This is a genomic window from Streptomyces sp. NPDC044002 (assembly GCF_056434525.1).
Genome location: NZ_JBWKEZ010000053.1, coordinates 42,692 through 58,714 on the forward strand (window position 1 = coordinate 42,692; position 16,023 = coordinate 58,714).

The following is a 16,023-nucleotide window of genomic DNA, read 5'->3' on the forward strand; positions in this document are numbered from 1 at the left end:
CATCAGTTCGAGAAAGAAGTTCTCAAAGAATCAGCGGGTGTTGAACCGTCCCGACACGCCGGCCGTGCCGTTGACAGGGGGGATCAGCACCACCGTCCCCCCACACGGAGGTTGTTTTGTCCGTCGTCCCCACCGCACCCGCGTCACAAGGAGAACCCCCCGTGACCACCGAAGCAGCGCCGCCGCCGGGCGGCGCGGCCCCGGCCCCGGCACACCCGTCGGCCGAAGAGTTCACGCGCGTCCAGCAGAGCCCCGAATTCGCCGAACTGCGCGGCTCCTACCGGTCCTTCGCCTTCCCGCTCACCGTGGCCTTCATCGCCTGGTACCTGCTCTACGTCCTGCTGTCCAGCTACGCGGGCGGCTTCATGGGGACCAAGCTCTTCGGCAACATCAACGTCGCCCTGGTCCTCGGCGTCGCCCAGTTCCTGACGACCTTCCTGATCGCCTGGCTCTACTCGCGGCACGCCGCCGCCAAGCTCGACCCCAAGGCCGAGGCCATCAAGAAGCGCATGGAGGCCGGAGCATGACCCCGAGCGCGCACACCCTCCCCGGGCTGACGTCCGCCGCCGGAGCGAGCGAGCACCGCCCGCTGATCATCACCCTCTTCGGGCTGTTCGTCGTCGCCACCCTCATCATCACCGTCTGGGCCGGCCGCCAGACCAAGGACGCCGCCGACTTCTACGCCGGCGGCCGCCAGTTCACCGGGTTCCAGAACGGCCTCGCCATCTCCGGCGACTACATGTCCGCCGCGTCCTTCCTCGGCATCGCCGGAGCCATCGCCCTCTTCGGCTACGACGGCTTCCTCTACTCCATCGGCTTCCTCGTCGCCTGGCTGGTGGCCCTGCTGCTGGTCGCCGAGCCGCTGCGCAACTCCGGCCGCTACACGATGGGCGACGTCCTCGCGTACCGGATGCGCCAGCGGCCCGTCCGCACCGCCGCGGGCACCTCCACCATCGTGGTCTCGATCTTCTACCTGCTCGCCCAGATGGCCGGCGCCGGCGTGCTCGTCTCGCTGCTCCTCGGCATCACCAGCGACGGCGGCAAGGTCGCCGTCGTCGCCCTGGTCGGCCTGCTGATGATCGTCTACGTCACCATCGGCGGCATGAAGGGCACCACCTGGGTCCAGATGGTCAAGGCCGTCCTGCTCATCGCGGGCGCCCTGCTGATCACCTTCCTGGTGCTGCTGAAGTTCGACTTCAACATCTCCGCCCTGCTGGGCCAGGCCGCGGAGAACAGCGGCCAGGGCACCAAGTTCCTGGAGCCCGGGCTCAAGTACGGCAAGGACGGGCTCACCAAGCTCGACTTCATCTCCCTCGGCCTCGCCCTGGTCCTCGGCACCGCCGGCCTGCCGCACATCCTGATCCGCTTCTACACCGTCCCCACGGCCAAGGCCGCCCGCAAGTCCGTGAACTGGGCCATCGGCATCATCGGCGCCTTCTACCTGATGACCATCGCCCTCGGCTTCGGCGCCGCGGCCCTGCTCAAGCGGGCCGACATCCTGGCCTCCAACAAGGCGGGCAACACCGCCGCCCCGCTGCTCGCTCAGGAGATCGGCGGCGGCGCGGACTCCACCGGCGGCGCGATCCTGCTCGCGGTGATCTCGGCGGTCGCCTTCGCCACCATCCTCGCCGTGGTCGCGGGCCTGACCCTGGCCTCCTCCTCTTCCTTCGCGCACGACATCTACGTGAACGTCATCCGCAAGGGACAGGCCACCGAGAAGGAGGAGGTGCGCGCCGCCCGCTGGTCCACCGTGGTCATCGGCGCCGTCGCCATCTTCCTCGGGGCCCTCGCCCGCGACATGAACGTGGCCGGCCTGGTCGCCCTCGCCTTCGCGGTCGCGGCCTCCGCGAACCTCCCGACGATCCTCTACAGCCTCTTCTGGAAGCGCTTCACCACCCGGGGCGCGCTGTGGTCGATCTACGGCGGGCTGATCTCGGCGGTCGGGCTCGTCCTCTTCTCCCCGGTCGTCTCCGGCAAGCCCACCTCGATGTTCAAGGACGCCGACTTCTACTGGTTCCCGCTGGAGAACCCGGGGATCATCTCCATCCCCCTCGGCTTCCTCCTCGGGTGGCTGGGAACGGTCCTGTCCAAGGAGGAGGCCGACCCGCAGAAGTTCGCCGAGCTGGAGGTACGCTCCCTCACCGGCACCGGGGCCCACTGACAGCGGCTCCCCGAAACCGTACGAACACCGTGCGTGGCCGCGTCGTAGTTCCCTACGACGCGGCCGCGTTACGTCTCGTTCATTCGGGCATCCCTCCCCGACACACGGGTCGCGTACGCTCGAACTGAAGAAACCTCTAGATCCGGACAGGGGAGGGGGCCCACAGTGCTTCTCGACACGTACGGCCGCGTGGCCACTGACCTGCGCGTCTCGCTCACCGACCGGTGCAACCTGCGGTGTACCTACTGCATGCCCGAGGAGGGCCTGCAGTGGCTGGGAAAGACCGACCTGCTGAGTGACGACGAGATCGTCCGGCTGATCCGCATCGCCGTGACCAGCCTCGGCATCACCGAGGTCCGCTTCACCGGCGGAGAGCCGCTGCTGCGGCCCGGCCTGGTCGGCATCGTGGAGCAGTGCGCGGCCCTGGAGCCCCGCCCCAAGATGTCGCTGACCACCAACGGCATCGGCCTCAAGCGCACCGCCCAGGCCCTCAAGGCCGCCGGCCTGGACAGGGTGAACGTTTCCCTCGACACGCTGCGGCCCGAGGTCTTCAAGACCCTCACCCGCCGCGACCGCCACCACGACGTGATCGACGGCATGGCCGCCGCCCGCGAGGCCGGCCTCACCCCCGTCAAGGTCAACGCCGTCCTGATGCCGGGACTGAACGACGACGAGGCGCCCGACCTGCTGGCCTGGGCCGTGGAGAACGAGTACGAGCTCCGCTTCATCGAGCAGATGCCCCTGGACGCCCAGCACGGCTGGAAGCGCGACGGCATGATCACCGCCGGGGACATCCTGGCCTCCCTGCGCACCCGCTTCACCCTCACGGAGGAAGGCGCCGAGGAGCGCGGCTCGGCCCCGGCCGAGCGCTGGGTGGTCGACGGCGGCCCGGCCACCGTCGGCGTGATCGCCTCCGTCACCCGCCCCTTCTGCGGAGCCTGCGACCGCACCCGGCTCACGGCCGACGGCCAGATCCGTACGTGCCTGTTCGCCACCGAGGAGTCGGACCTGCGCTCCGCGCTGCGCTCGGGCGCCCCGGACGAGGAGATCGCCCGCCTGTGGAAGGTGGCGATGTGGGGCAAGAAGGCCGGGTCCGGACTCGACGACCCGTCCTTCCTGCAGCCCGACCGCCCCATGTCGGCGATCGGCGGCTGACACCCCCGGGCCGCTGACGCCCCCGGGCCGCTGAACGCCCCGGGGCGGCCGACGCCCCGGGGCCTACGGGCGCTCGCGCTCGGAGCCCTCGGGCTGGACCCATTCGTCCAGCTTCACGACGTCCTTGAGGAAACCGCGGACCCCCAGGAACTGGGAGAGGTGTTCGCGGTGTTCCGCGCACGCCAGCCAGGTCTTGCGCCGCTCCGGCGTGTGCAGTTTCGGGTTGTTCCACGCCAGGACCCAGACGGCCGCGTCGCGGCAGCCCTTGGCGGAGCAGGTGGGGGTTTCGGGAGAAGTCACGGCCCCAACCCTACAAACGGAAGGGCGACGCCGGGCAGCCACGGGGGGAGCTGCCCGGCGTCGGTCCGTCGCTCCGACGGGGGATGCGGAGCGCGTAGGCAGTATGTCACGCACGACCCCGTGCGGTGCACCGGAACTTCATGATTGATCTGAGCTTTTATTGAGGTTTCCCGAGTCCAGTGCCGGGCGCACAGGGGCGGGGATGAAGTTCGAGGGCAGATTCGGCGTCGACTCGCGTCCCGCGTTGGCGATGACGACGGCGATGTACGGCAGCAGCAGGCCGGCGGCCAGCGTCACCATGGCCACGTGGCGCTCCACGTTCCACAGGACCACCGTGGCGACCACCGACAGGGTCCGGATCCCCATCGAGATGACGTACCGGCGCTGGCGCCCCCGTACGTCCTCGGCGAGGCCCATCCGGGCCCCGGTGATCCGGAATACCTCGGGTCCGTTCCGCTTCGTCCGCTGCATGCTCCACCGCCCGATCCGCCCGCCGGACACTCCCCGGTCCGGACCACTCCACGGTACGCCGCGCCTGCCGGGGCGAGGAGAGGGGGTGCCCCCGAACGGGAGTGTCCGAAATGCGTTGTACGCCGGATGGGTCGAAACTGGGCCCACATGCGCACAACGCGCCACGAGGAGGCTCGACATGCAATGGTTGTGGGCGATCATCGTCGGTTTCGTGCTGGGCCTCGTAGCCCGCGCCATCCTGCCGGGCAAACAACACCAGCCCCTCTGGCTGACCACCCTCTTCGGCATCGCCGGCGCCATCCTCGGAAACGCCGTCTCGCGCTGGGTCGGCGTCGAGGACACCAGGGGCGTCGACTGGCTCCGGCACCTGTTCCAGCTCATCGGGGCCGTGGTCATCGTCGGCCTCGGCGACATGGTCTACATGGCCCTGCGGGGCGGCAGACGCCACACGGTCTGACCCGGGTACGGCGAAAGGGGCCGACGCGGACGGTGAAGTCCGCGCCGGCCCCTTCGCCGTGCTCCGTACGCGTCAGGCGCCGGTGACCTCCACCGCGGCCAGGTTCTTCTTGCCGCGGCGCAGCACCAGCCAGCGCCCGTGCAGCAGGTCCTCCGGCGCGGGGACCGCGTCCTCGGCGGTGACCTTCACGTTGTTCACGTAGGCGCCGCCCTCCTTCACGGTGCGGCGGCCCGCGGACTTGCTGGCGACCAGGCCGGTCTCCGCGAACAGGTCCACGACCTGCGCCAGCTCGGCGACGCGGGCGTGCGGCAGCTCGGAGAGGGCCGCGGTCAGCGTGGCCTCGTCCAGCTCCGCCAGGTCGCCCTGGCCGAACAGCGCCTTCGACGCCGCGATCACGGCGGAGCACTGGTCCGCGCCGTGCACCAGCGTGGTCAGCTCCTCCGCCAGCGCCCGCTGGGCGGCCCGCATCTGCGGACGCTCCGCGGTCTGCGCCTCCAGCTCCTCCAGCTCCTCACGGGACCTGAAGGACAGGATCCGCATGTAGGTCGAGATGTCCCGGTCGTCCACGTTCAGCCAGAACTGGTAGAACGCGTACGGGGTGGTCATCTCCGGGTCCAGCCAGACGGCCCCGCCCTCGGTCTTGCCGAACTTGGTGCCGTCCGCCTTGACCATCAGGGGGGTCGCCATCGCGTGCACGTGCGCCGCCGGCTCGACCCGGTGGATCAGGTCCAGGCCCGCCGTCAGGTTGCCCCACTGGTCGGAGCCGCCCTGCTGGAGGGTGCAGCCGTGGCGCCGGTACAGCTCCAGGAAGTCCATGCCCTGGAGCAGCTGGTAGCTGAACTCCGTGTAGCTGATGCCCTGGTCGGACTCCAGCCGCTTGGCGACCGAGTCCTTCGTCAGCATCTTGTTGACGCGGAAGTGCTTGCCGATGTCCCGCAGGAACTCGATGGCGGACATGCCCGCCGTCCAGTCCAGGTTGTTCACCAAGACCGCGGCGTTCTCGCCCTCGAAGGACAGGAACGGCTCGATCTGCGAACGCAGCCGGTTCACCCACTCCGCGATGACCGCGGGGTCGTTCAGGGTGCGCTCGGCCGTCGGGCGCGGGTCCCCGATCTGCCCGGTGGCCCCGCCGACCAGCGCCAGCGGCCTGTTGCCGGCCAGCTGGAGCCGGCGCATCGTGAGCACCTGCACCAGGTGTCCCACGTGCAGCGAGGCCGCGGTCGGGTCGTAGCCGCAATAGAACGTGACGGGACCGTCCGCGAAGGCCTTGCGCAGCGCTTCTTCGTCCGTGGACTGGGCGAACAGCCCGCGCCACTTCAGTTCGTCGACGATGTCCGTCACGGTCTCTCGACTCCTTACGAAATGTGGAAATGCCGAGCTCAGTCTAGGTGGATCAGACGCCCTTGCTGACCGAACTCATGTTGAAGTCCGGGATGCGGACGGGCGGCATCGCGGCCCGCGTGAACCAGTCGCCCCACTCGCGCGGAAGGGTCTTCTCGGTGCGCCCCGCCTCCGAGGCCCGCGACAGCAGGTCCACCGGCGACTCGTTGAACCGGAAGTTGTTCACCTCGCCCGTGACCTGCCCGTTCTCCACCAGGTAGACCCCGTCCCGGGTCAGGCCGGTGAGCAGCAGCGTGGCCGGGTCCACCTCGCGGATGTACCAGAGGCAGGTCAGCAGCAGACCCCGCTCGGTGCCCGCCACCATCTCGTCCAGGGACTTCTCGCCGCCCCCGTCCAGGATCAGGTTCCCGAAGGACGGGGAGAGCGGCAGCCCGGTCAGCGCGGCGCTGTGCCGGGTCGTGGTCAGCCGGGCCAGCTCGCCCTCCTTGATCCACTCCGTCGCCGGGACCGGCAGGCCGTTGTCGAAGACGGACGCGTCGTCGCCCGAGCTGTGCGCGATCACGAACGGCGAGGACTCCAGGCCCGGCGCGTTCGGGTCGCTGCGCAGGGTCAGCGGCAGCCGCGACAGCCGCTCCCCGATCCGAGTGCCGCCGCCGGGCTTGGAGAAGACCGTCCGGCCCTCCGTCGCGTCCCGGGCCGTCGCCGACCACATCTGGTAGATCAGCAGGTCGGCCACCGCGGTCGGCGGCAGCAGGGTCTCGTACCGGCCCGCCGGCAGCTCGACCTTCCGCTCGGCCCAGCCCAGCCGCACGGCCAGCTCCGCGTCCAGGGCCGTCGGGTCCACGTCCTTGAAGTCCCGGGTGGCCCGGCCGGCCCAGGCCGAGCGCAGCCGGTCGGGCGACTTGGCGTTGAGCTCCAGGGTGCCGTTCGGCTGGTCGTGGCGCAGCCGCAGCCCGGTCGAGGTGCCGACGTAGGTGGAGGTCAGCTCGTGGTTCGCGAAGCCGTACAGCTCGCGGCCGCCCGCCCGGGCCCGGGCGAAGGCCTCGCCGAGGGCCGGGGCGAAGTCCGCGAACACGGCCGAGGAGGTCTCGTCCGGGGCGTCGGTGAAGTCCGGTGAGGCCGGGGTGCCGGTCACCAGCGGCTGGGCGTCCTCGGCGGGACCGCCCGCCCGTGCGGCCGCCTCGGCGGCCCGGACCAGCGGCTCCAGGTCGGCGGCGGTGACGGCGGAGCGCGAGACGACCCCCGAGGCCGTGCCCTCCTTGCCGTCGACGGTGGCGATGACCGTCAGGGTCCGGCCGCGGGTGACGCCGTTGGTGGTGAGCGCGTTCCCGGCCCAGCGCAGGTTGGCGCTGGACTCCTCGTCCGCGATGACGACGCAGCCGTCGGCGGTGGACAGCTCCAGGGCCCGCTCGACGATCTCGTGGGGCTTCGTGCGGTTCGGCGACATCAGCGTCCGGCCTCCTGGGTGGTGTTCAAGATGTTCACGTCGCGGAACAGGGCCGACGGGCAGCCGTGCGAGACCGCCGCGACCTGCCCCGGCTGGGCCTTGCCGCAGTTGAAGGCGCCGCCCAGGACGTAGGTCTGCGGGCCGCCGACCTTCTCCATGGAGCCCCAGAACTCGGTGGTGGTGGCCTGGTACGCGACGTCGCGCAGCTGTCCGGCCAGCCTGCCGTTCTCGATCCGGAAGAAGCGCTGCCCGGTGAACTGGAAGTTGTAGCGCTGCATGTCGATCGACCAGGACCGGTCGCCGACCACGTAGATCCCGCGCTCCACCCCGCCGATCAGGTCCTCCGTGGAGAGCCCGCCCGGGTCCGGCCGGAGCGAGACGTTCGCCATCCGCTGCACGGGCACGTGCCCGGGGGAGTCGGCGTACGCGCAGCCGTTGGAGCGGCCGAGGCCGGTCAGCTTCGCGATCCGCCGGTCGGTCTGGTAGCCGGCCAGGGTGCCGTCCTTGACCAGGTCCCAGCTCTGCGCCTCGACGCCCTCGTCGTCGTAGCCGATGGTGGCCAGACCGTGCTCGGCGGTGCGGTCACCGGTCACGTTCATGATCGAGGAGCCGTACTTGAGCTTGCCCAGCTGGTCGAAGGTGGCGAAGGAGGTCCCCGCGTACGCGGCCTCGTAGCCCAGCGCCCGGTCGAGCTCGGTGGCGTGGCCGATGGACTCGTGGATGGTGAGCCACAGGTTGGACGGGTCCACGACCAGGTCGTAGCGGCCGGCCTGCACGCTGGGGGCCCGCATCTTCTCGGCGAGCAGGGCCGGGATCTGCTCCAGCTCGGCGTCCCAGTCCCAGCCGGTGCCGGTCAGGTACTCCCAGCCGCGCCCGGTGGGCGGGGCGATCGTGCGCATCGAGTCGAACTCGCCGGTGGTGCCGTTGACGGCGACCGCGGTGAGCTGGGGGTGGACGCGCACCCGCTGCTGGGTGGTCGAGGTGCCCGCCGTATCGGCGTAGAACTTGTTCTCGTGGACGGCGAGGAGGGAGGCGTCCACGTGCGCCACGCCCTCGGCCGCCAGCAGCCGCGCGCTCCAGTCGGCGAGCAGCGCCGACTTCTCGGCGTCCGGCACCTCGAAGGGGTCGACGTCGTAGGCGGAGATCCAGGTCCTGTCGGCGTGCACCGGCTCCTCGGCCAGTTCCACCCGTTCGTCCGAGCCGGCCGCCTTGATCACCTGGGCGGACAGCTTCGCCATGGCCACGGCCTGCGAGGCCACCCTGGCGGCGGCGTCCATGGTCAGGTCCACGCCGGAGGCGAAGCCCCAGCTGCCGCCGTGCACCACCCGGACCGCGTAACCGAGGTCGGTGGTGTCGGAGCCGCCGGAGGGCTTGGCGTCGCGCAGCCGCCAGGAGGCGCTGCGGATCCGCTCCAGCCGGAAGTCGGCATGGTCGGCGCCCAGCGCGCGGGCCCGGGCGAGTGCCGCGTCGGCGAGCGCCCGCAGGGGCAGCGCGGTGAAAGCCGCGTCGATGGAATGGGCCACGGAAGTCCTCCCGGGGTCGGGGCCGGTCGCCCCGATCATGTCGCGCCCGGGGCGGCTGTGCCTACATCTTTCTGTAGGGACTCGACAGAGCGGATCGCGAGGCCCTGTCGGAGCCCGATTCTCCGGATGCCCGGCGCGGCCTATAGGTTTTTGCTAATCAGACCGCTAGCGAAAGGGTGATCCGTTGAGCCGCTCGGTTCTCGTCACCGGAGGAAACCGGGGCATCGGCCTCGCCATCGCCCGAGCCTTCGCAGAGGCCGGCGACAAGGTCGCCATCACGTACCGTTCGGGCGAGCCCCCGCAGGAGCTCACCTCGCTCGGTGTGCTGGCGGTGCGCTGTGACATCACCGACTCCGAGCAGGTGGAGCAGGCCTACAAGGAGATCGAGGAGAAGCACGGCAACGTCGAGGTGCTGGTGGCCAACGCCGGCATCACCAAGGACACGCTGCTGATGCGGATGTCGGAGGAGGACTTCGCCTCCGTCGTCGACACCAACCTCACCGGCACCTTCCGCGTGGTCAAGCGCGCGAACCGCGGCATGCTCCGCGCCAAGAAGGGCCGCGTCGTCCTGATCTCCTCGGTCGTGGGCCTGCTGGGCTCGGCCGGCCAGGCCAACTACGCCGCCTCCAAGGCCGCGCTGGTGGGCTTCGCCCGCTCGCTCGCCCGTGAGCTGGGCTCCCGCAACATCACCTTCAACGTGGTCGCCCCCGGCTTCGTGGACACCGACATGACGAAGGTGCTCACCGACGAGCAGCGTGCGGGCATCGTGGCGAACGTACCGCTCGCCCGCTACGCGCAGCCCGAGGAGATCGCGGCAGCCGTCAGCTTCCTGGCGTCCGACGACGCCGCGTACATCACCGGAGCCGTCATTCCCGTTGACGGCGGATTGGGCATGGGTCACTGATCACCATGAGCGGAATTCTCGAGGGCAAGCGCATCCTCATCACGGGTGTGCTGATGGAGTCCTCCATCGCTTTCCACACCGCCCGGCTGGCCCAGGAGCAGGGCGCCGAGGTCATCCTCACCGCGTGGCCGCGGCCGTCGCTGACCGAGCGCATCGCCAAGAAGCTGCCCAAGCCGGTCAAGGTGATCGAGCTCGACGTCACCAACGACGAGCACCTCGCCCGCCTGGAGGGCCTCGTCCGCGACGAGCTCGGCGGCCTCGACGGCGTCGTGCACTCCATCGGCTTCGCCCCGCAGGACGCCCTCGGCGGCAACTTCCTGAACACCCCGTTCGAGTCGGTCGCCACCGCCATGCACGTCTCGGCGTTCTCGCTGAAGTCGCTGACGATGGCCTGCAAGCCGCTCTTCCCGGCGGAGGGCGCGGCCGTCGTCGGCCTCACCTTCGACGCGCAGTTCGCCTGGCCGCAGTACGACTGGATGGGCCCGGCCAAGGCCGCCCTGGAGGCCACCAGCCGCTACCTGGCCCGCGACCTGGGCAAGGAGAACATCCGCTGCAACCTGGTCTCGGCCGGCCCGCTCGGCTCCATGGCCGCGAAGTCCATCCCGGGCTTCTCCGACCTGGCGGACACCTGGAACCACCGCTCCATGCTGGAGTGGGACATGAGCGACCCGGAGCCCACGGGCCGCGGTGTCGTCGCGCTGCTGTCGGACTGGTTCCCGAAGACCACCGGCGAGATCGTCCACGTGGACGGCGGCCTGCACGCGATGGGTGCCTGATCCCGGGACCACCCCCTCGTACCGCGGCGATGGCCGCGCCTTCCTCCCGGAAGGCGCGGCCATCGCCGTTTTCCGTGGGCGGCGGAGGCGGCTGAGGGGCACTCAGGGGGCGCCGTGCGGCCCCTGCTCGATCGGATGTCCGAGCCCGGTGTGGATCTTCCCGAGTCGAAAACCGGGACAGATGCCTGCAAAATGACCATGCCGGGATCTTCCCGGTGTGCGCGGGGAGGAGGTACGGGCGTGGGAGCCAGGCCGAGCCGAGCGCTGTCGCTGCTGGTCACCTCGGTGTTCCTGACCGGCCTCCTGGGCCCTGGAGCCCTCGCCCAGCCCGGCGTACGGGAACCCGCGCCCGGCCCCGAAGCGGCCGGCCGGGCCGTCGTGGACCTCGACGACATCCCCGCCGAGCCACCCGTACGGCCCGCACGGCCCCCCGTCCGGGAGCTGTTCGGCGCCGACTGCGACACGCAGATCACCGGCTCCACGGTGGTCGCGTCCTGCCACAACGGCTACCCCGAGACCGACCTGCTCCGCCTCCACGTCGAGTGCGAGCGCTGGTGGGACGTCGACGGGGACGGCGTCCTCGTCCCCCTGGACCCGGCCGGCCGCACCCGGCTCACCGGCCGCTGCTGGAAGGAGGTCCGCACCGCCTGGGTGAGCCACCAGCGCACCCCCGAAGGCCCGTAGGCCGTGTCTTTCGGATCAGGCCGGGGTCTTGCCCAGGCAGACGAAGGGGTAGCCCGCCGCCTCCGCCGCGGCCGTGTCCCCGTCCCCGCGCCGGATCGCCTCGATCAGCCGGGCGTGGTCCAGGTGGTCCGCCGGGTTCAGCTCGGTGCCGACGTCCGTCCGCAGCCAGTCCGCGACCAGGTCGCCGAGGTCCGCGTACAGCTCGATCAGCACGTCGTTGTGCGAGGCCGTCACCACCGCCATGTGCAGGCTCACGTCCGCCGCCACGAACAGCTCCGCGTCCCCGCTCGCCCACGCCTCCTCGCGCCGCGCCAGCAGCGCGTCCAGCTGGACGAGGTCCCGCTCGGTCCGCCGCTCCGCCGCCAGCCGGGCCGCCGAGGACTCCAGCGTCGAGCGCAGCTCCGCGATGTGCCGGGGGTCGGCCCCCGCGAAGCGCCGGTGCATCACCCCGGCCAGCTCGCTGGTGGCGAGCACGTACGTACCCGAACCCTGGCGGATGTCCAGGAGCCCGTTGTGCGCGAGGGCCCGGACCGCCTCCCGCACGGTGTTGCGGGCGACGCCCAGCAGCTCCACCAGCTCGGGCTCGGTGGGGATCCGGCTCCCGACCGGCCACTCGCCGGACGTGATCTGGTTCCTCAGCTGGGCGATCACCTGGTCGACGAGCGCGGATCGCCGGGGCGAGGTCAGCGGCATGGCGGGTGGAATCCCCTCGGGGTCGGCCGGAGCGGCGACGGGCGGAGTGGCGACGGACGGAGCCGTGCGGAACGGTTCAAGACTGGACAACCAATCATCCCATGATTCTATGATGGCGGGATGCACGACGAAGACATCCAGACCATGAACCGCCCGGCGGTCGCGGCCGGCGGCTCCACGGCCCTGCCCGCCCCCGCCCCCGCCGACGCCGCCCCCAAGTGGCTGGGCCCGGTACTCGTCGTCGGAATCGTGCTGGCCGCCCTCAACCTGCGGCCCGCCATCACCAGCCTCGGAGCCCTCTTCGAAGAGGCCCGCACCGGCCTCCACATGAGCGGCACCGTCGCCGGGCTCATCACCTCGGTCCCCGCCCTCTGCTTCGCGGTCTTCGGCGTCACCGCCCCGCGGCTCTCCCGCCGCTTCGGCCCGGCCGCCGTCGTCTGCGCCGGCATGGCCGCCGTCGCCACGGGCCTGCTGATCCGCCCCTTCACCGGCAACGCCGCCGGGTTCCTCGCCGCCAGCGCCCTGTCCCTGGCCGGCATAGCCCTGACCAACGTGCTGCTCCCGGTGATCGTCAAGCGCTACTTCCCGGACCGGGTCGGCACCATGACCGGCCTCTACTCCATGGCCCTGGCCGCCGGCACCTCCCTCGCCGCCGCCGCGACCGTCCCCCTCACCAGCGCCCTCGGCGGCAGCTGGCGCACCGGCCTGCTCATCTGGGCCGTCCTCGCCGTCGCCGCCGTACTGCCCTGGCTGCCCATCGCCGCCGCAGGCCGCCGCGAGAAGGCCGCCGCCCCCGCCGCCGCGACCGCGGCGGCCGGCCCCTCCGTCGTCCGCAGCCGCACCGCATGGGCCCTGGCCTGCTACTTCGGCCTCCAGGCCACCGGCGCCTACGTCACCATGGGCTGGCTCCCGCAGATCTTCCGCGACGCGGGCGTCTCCGCCTCCACCGCCGGAGTCCTGCTCGCCGTCACCATGGTCATGGGCGTCCCCCTGGCCTTCGTCATCCCCGGCCTCGCCGGACGGATGCGCAACCAGGGCCCCATCGCCGTCGTCCTCGGCCTCTTCGGCTTCGCCGGCTACCTGGGGCTCTACCTCGCCCCCGCCGCCGGAGCCTGGGCCTGGGCCCTGCTGCTCGGCATCTCCAACTGCGCCTTCCCCCTCGTCATCACCATGATCGGGCTGCGCGCCAAGTCCCCGGCCGGAGTCGTCAAGCTCTCCGCCTTCGCCCAGAGCACCGGCTACCTCATCTCCATCCCCGGACCCCTGGTCATCGGCACCCTCTACCAGCACAGCGGCGGCTGGGACCTCCCGCTGGCCCTGATGGCGGCCCTCCTCGTCCCCCAGATCGCCCTGGGCCTCCTCGCCGGCCGGGACCGCACGATCGAGGACGAATGCGGCATGGGAGACTGAACGGCATGTCGCCCGTACTCGAACCCAACCCCCAGAACGGCCACAAGAAGCTCGGCCTCGTGCTCGGCGCGATGCTGCTGGTGACCGTGGTCATCGCCGTCATCGCGACCATCGCCTCCCCCTGACACCAAGGCCCCCTAGGGGATGGTGGGGCTAACCCCACCATCCCCTAGGGGGCCAGGTTCAGGGTCGCGTGGGGTGTGCCCCGGATGGGAACCGCCCCTTCGGATCCATAGATTCGAAGGAGAGCGAGCCCGTCCCACCCGCACACCCACGGAGGCGGCCATGTCGGCCCCCGCACACCTTCCCGCCCCCCGCACCACCGCCCCCGACACCCGCCTGCACTGGTGGGCGTTGGCCCTGCCCGCGCTCGCCTTCGGCCTCCTCCTGCTCCTCCTCGCCGGCTCCGGCCAGGCGCACGCCGCCACCGAAGAGGGCTCCGCGCTCGTCCAGGTCACCCACCAGCTGCTGCGCGCCGTCGGCTGACCCGCGTGCGCCGGGCACGCCCCACCGGGGAGGGAAGGGCCTCCAACACCCTGCGCCCGGTGGCTCGTTTCGTGCGAAGCTGGGGGCCATGAGCGCCGACACACCCCGCAGGATCGCCCTCCTCCGGCACGCCAAGGCCGACTGGCCGCAGGTGTCCGACCACGACCGCCCGCTGGCGGAACGCGGCCGCAAGGACGCGCCCGCCGTCGGACTGAAGCTGGCCGAGACCGGCATCACCTTCGACCTGGCCCTCTGCTCCACCGCCGCCCGCACCCGGGAGACCTGGAAGCTCGCCGTCCAGAACCTCCCGGCCCGGCCGAAGACCTCGTACGAGGAGCGGATCTACGAGGCGTCGCCCGGCGAGCTCATCGCCCTGCTGAACGAGACCCCCGACGAGGTGTCCGACCTCCTCGTCATCGGCCACAACCCCGGCATGCACGCCCTCGCCGACGTCCTCTCCGGACGCTCCGAGGGCGACACCCTGGCCCGGATGACCCGTACGGGCTTCCCGACCGCCGCGCTGGCCATCGTCTCCTTCACCGGTTCGTGGAAGTCCCTCGAACCCGGCGTGTGCACCCTGCTGGACTACTGGACGCCCAAGGAGCACTGAGCCCGCGACGACGCGCGCCCGGCCGGAAGGACCCGGCCGGGCGCGGTACGTACGTGTGTGGGTGAGTACGTACGGGTCAGGCCAGGTCGGCCGCTTCCACTTCTTCACGGGTGACGCCGAGCAGGTACAGCACGGCATCCAGGAAGGGGACGTTCACTGCGGTGTGCGCGGCCTCGCGGACCACCGGCTTGGCGTTGAAGGCCACACCCAGCCCGGCCGCGTTCAGCATGTCCAGGTCGTTGGCGCCGTCGCCGATCGCCACCGTCTGCGACAGCGGCACCCCGGCCTCCCCGGCGAAACGGCGCAGCAGCCGGGCCTTGCCCGCCCGGTCCACGATCTCCCCGGTGACCTTGCCGGTCAGCTTCCCGTCGACGATCTCCAGGGTGTTCGCCGAGGCGAAGTCCAGCCCCAGCCGCTCCCGCAGGTCGTCAGTGACCTGCGTGAACCCGCCGGACACCACGCCCACCTGGTAGCCCAGCGTCTTCAGCGTCCGGATCAGGGTCCGCGCGCCCGGCGTCAGCCGCACTTCCGAACGGACCTTGTCCACGACCGACACGTCCAGCCCCGCCAGCAGCGCGACCCGGGCGTGCAGGGACTGCTCGAAGTCCAGCTCACCGCGCATCGCCCGCTCGGTCACCTCGGCGACCTCGGCCTCGCAGCCGGCGTGCGCGGCGAAGAGCTCGATGACCTCGTCCTGGATCAGGGTCGAGTCCACGTCCATGACCACCAGCCGCTGCGCCCGGCGGTGCAGCCCGGCCGAGACCACGGCCACGTCCACGCCGATCTGCGCGGCGGTGGTGGCCAGGGCGGTGCGCAGCGGCTCGGTCTCCACGCCGGAGACGGCGAACTCGACCGCCGTCACCGGGTACTTGGCGAGCCGGAAGATACGGTCGATGTTGCCGCCGGTCGCGGTGATCCGGGCGGCGATGGTGGCGGTGGACTCGGCGGTGAGCGGGTGCCCGAGGACGGTGACGTGGGAGCGGCCGCTGCCGCGCGGCCGGTTGTCACCGGTACCGGAGATGATCTCCGCCTGCAGCTTGAGCGACTCGGCCCAGCTGTGCACGGTGGCGCGCAGCTCGCCCTCGGAGCCGGCGGCGGGCTTGGTGACGAGGGCGCACAGGACGATGCGGCCTCGGGTGACGACCTGCTCGATGTCGACGACATCGACGGAGTAGGCGGCGAGGGTGTCGAACAGCCCGGCGGTGATCCCGGGACGGTCCTTGCCGAAGATCTTGACGAGGAGGGTGGGGACGTCGGAGGTCTGCGAAGCGCTCATGGTGCCCACACCGTATCCCCCCGCCCCCCGCCGCCGGATCCCCGTCCCACCTTTCAGACGCGCCGCCGCCTTTTCCACGCGCCGCTCGCGCGGCTCGGCGCCGGGGCGCCTCCCCGGCTTCGCGCCGCTGCGCCGGACTCCGTCCGGCGGCCTGCCGGGCGGGGCCGGTTCGGGTGGCTGGTGCCGGTGGGCGTGTGCGGCTGGGTGGGCCGCTGCGCGGGGCGAGGTCCCCTACCCGCCCTTCAACCGTTCTCGCCTCAAGCGCCGGCGGGGCTGTATGCAGCCCCACCGGCGCTTTAGGCGCGAGGGGCCGGGGCGGAAGCCCGGGG

Annotated in this window: 18 protein-coding genes; 11 read left to right on the plus strand and 7 right to left on the minus strand. The window is 71.4% G+C overall.

What is annotated here, in order from left to right:
- The first annotated feature begins 161 nt into the window (after positions 1 to 161).
- From AC07A6_RS30785 to moaA, 3 genes are all read left to right on the plus strand, one after another.
- Positions 162 to 527 (plus strand): DUF485 domain-containing protein, encoded by a 366-nt coding sequence (locus AC07A6_RS30785; RefSeq protein WP_362467575.1) that lies wholly within the window; start codon positions 162 to 164, stop codon positions 525 to 527.
- Complete coding sequence (locus tag AC07A6_RS30790) at positions 524 to 2,161, plus strand: solute symporter family protein (RefSeq protein WP_478779329.1); 1,638 nt, start codon at positions 524 to 526, stop codon at positions 2,159 to 2,161. The genes AC07A6_RS30785 and AC07A6_RS30790 overlap by 4 nt, the downstream gene beginning before the upstream one ends.
- Positions 2,162 to 2,326: 165 nt before the next feature.
- Positions 2,327 to 3,316 (plus strand): GTP 3',8-cyclase MoaA, encoded by a 990-nt coding sequence (gene moaA, locus AC07A6_RS30795; protein ID WP_478779330.1) that lies wholly within the window; start codon positions 2,327 to 2,329, stop codon positions 3,314 to 3,316.
- 63 nt (positions 3,317 to 3,379) lie between these two features.
- On the opposite strand, the gene AC07A6_RS30800 is transcribed toward moaA, so the two are convergent.
- Together AC07A6_RS30800 and AC07A6_RS30805 are read right to left on the minus strand one after the other, a co-directional pair.
- Entirely contained in the window at positions 3,380 to 3,616 is a 237-nt protein-coding gene (locus AC07A6_RS30800; protein ID WP_007263363.1) for a hypothetical protein, read from the minus strand.
- A 138-nt stretch (positions 3,617 to 3,754) separates the two neighbouring features.
- Positions 3,755 to 4,087 carry a DUF3099 domain-containing protein gene (locus tag AC07A6_RS30805; RefSeq protein ID WP_362467568.1) on the minus strand — a complete coding sequence of 111 codons (333 nt, stop codon included), beginning with the start codon at positions 4,085 to 4,087 and terminating at the stop codon, positions 3,755 to 3,757.
- A 178-nt stretch (positions 4,088 to 4,265) separates the two neighbouring features.
- Here AC07A6_RS30805 and AC07A6_RS30810 point away from each other — a divergent pair, with 178 nt between their 5' ends.
- Entirely contained in the window at positions 4,266 to 4,544 is a 279-nt protein-coding gene (locus tag AC07A6_RS30810; RefSeq protein WP_362467566.1) for a GlsB/YeaQ/YmgE family stress response membrane protein, read from the plus strand.
- A 72-nt stretch (positions 4,545 to 4,616) separates the two neighbouring features.
- On the opposite strand, the gene tyrS is transcribed toward AC07A6_RS30810, so the two are convergent.
- From tyrS to AC07A6_RS30825, 3 genes are read right to left on the minus strand one after another with little or no spacing between them, the layout of a single operon-like run.
- Positions 4,617 to 5,885, minus strand: a complete 1,269-nt coding sequence (gene tyrS, locus AC07A6_RS30815; protein WP_478779331.1) for a tyrosine--tRNA ligase — start codon at positions 5,883 to 5,885, stop codon at positions 4,617 to 4,619.
- A 52-nt stretch (positions 5,886 to 5,937) separates the two neighbouring features.
- Positions 5,938 to 7,332 carry a metallopeptidase TldD-related protein gene (locus tag AC07A6_RS30820; RefSeq protein WP_362467562.1) on the minus strand — a complete coding sequence of 465 codons (1,395 nt, stop codon included), beginning with the start codon at positions 7,330 to 7,332 and terminating at the stop codon, positions 5,938 to 5,940.
- The gene (locus tag AC07A6_RS30825) at positions 7,332 to 8,855 is read right to left on the minus strand and encodes a TldD/PmbA family protein (RefSeq protein ID WP_362467560.1); all 1,524 of its coding nucleotides are present in this window, start codon (positions 8,853 to 8,855) and stop codon (positions 7,332 to 7,334) included. The genes AC07A6_RS30820 and AC07A6_RS30825 overlap by 1 nt, the downstream gene beginning before the upstream one ends.
- A 184-nt stretch (positions 8,856 to 9,039) precedes the next feature.
- Between AC07A6_RS30825 and fabG the strand changes: the two genes are divergently transcribed.
- The 3 genes from fabG to AC07A6_RS30840 all read left to right on the plus strand — a co-directional run bounded on the left by fabG (position 9,040) and on the right by AC07A6_RS30840 (position 11,219).
- Positions 9,040 to 9,759 (plus strand): 3-oxoacyl-[acyl-carrier-protein] reductase, encoded by a 720-nt coding sequence (gene fabG, locus AC07A6_RS30830; protein WP_125819328.1) that lies wholly within the window; start codon positions 9,040 to 9,042, stop codon positions 9,757 to 9,759.
- 5 nt (positions 9,760 to 9,764) lie between these two features.
- A complete protein-coding gene (gene fabI / locus AC07A6_RS30835; RefSeq protein ID WP_007263356.1) occupies positions 9,765 to 10,535 on the plus strand; it encodes an enoyl-ACP reductase FabI in 771 nt (256 codons plus the stop codon).
- A gap of 240 nt (positions 10,536 to 10,775) precedes the next feature.
- Positions 10,776 to 11,219, plus strand: a complete 444-nt coding sequence (locus tag AC07A6_RS30840) for a hypothetical protein (protein WP_362467557.1) — start codon at positions 10,776 to 10,778, stop codon at positions 11,217 to 11,219.
- A gap of 15 nt (positions 11,220 to 11,234) precedes the next feature.
- On the opposite strand, the gene AC07A6_RS30845 is transcribed toward AC07A6_RS30840, so the two are convergent.
- Positions 11,235 to 11,912 carry a FadR/GntR family transcriptional regulator gene (locus AC07A6_RS30845; protein ID WP_385771523.1) on the minus strand — a complete coding sequence of 226 codons (678 nt, stop codon included), beginning with the start codon at positions 11,910 to 11,912 and terminating at the stop codon, positions 11,235 to 11,237.
- Between the two features lie 120 nt (positions 11,913 to 12,032).
- Here AC07A6_RS30845 and AC07A6_RS30850 point away from each other — a divergent pair, with 120 nt between their 5' ends.
- From AC07A6_RS30850 to AC07A6_RS30865, 4 genes are all read left to right on the plus strand, one after another.
- Positions 12,033 to 13,322 (plus strand): CynX/NimT family MFS transporter, encoded by a 1,290-nt coding sequence (locus AC07A6_RS30850; RefSeq protein WP_478779332.1) that lies wholly within the window; start codon positions 12,033 to 12,035, stop codon positions 13,320 to 13,322.
- A 5-nt stretch (positions 13,323 to 13,327) separates the two neighbouring features.
- Entirely contained in the window at positions 13,328 to 13,447 is a 120-nt protein-coding gene (locus tag AC07A6_RS30855) for an SGM_5486 family transporter-associated protein (protein WP_260618654.1), read from the plus strand.
- Positions 13,448 to 13,607: 160 nt separating this feature from the next.
- Positions 13,608 to 13,808, plus strand: coding sequence for a hypothetical protein (locus tag AC07A6_RS30860; RefSeq protein ID WP_478779333.1), 201 nt, complete (start codon positions 13,608 to 13,610; stop codon positions 13,806 to 13,808).
- A gap of 88 nt (positions 13,809 to 13,896) precedes the next feature.
- Positions 13,897 to 14,418 carry a SixA phosphatase family protein gene (locus AC07A6_RS30865; protein ID WP_478779334.1) on the plus strand — a complete coding sequence of 174 codons (522 nt, stop codon included), beginning with the start codon at positions 13,897 to 13,899 and terminating at the stop codon, positions 14,416 to 14,418.
- Positions 14,419 to 14,494: 76 nt separating this feature from the next.
- On the opposite strand, the gene serB is transcribed toward AC07A6_RS30865, so the two are convergent.
- Positions 14,495 to 15,694, minus strand: coding sequence for a phosphoserine phosphatase SerB (serB, locus tag AC07A6_RS30870; protein WP_125819324.1), 1,200 nt, complete (start codon positions 15,692 to 15,694; stop codon positions 14,495 to 14,497).
- Positions 15,695 to 16,023 lie beyond the last annotated feature (329 nt).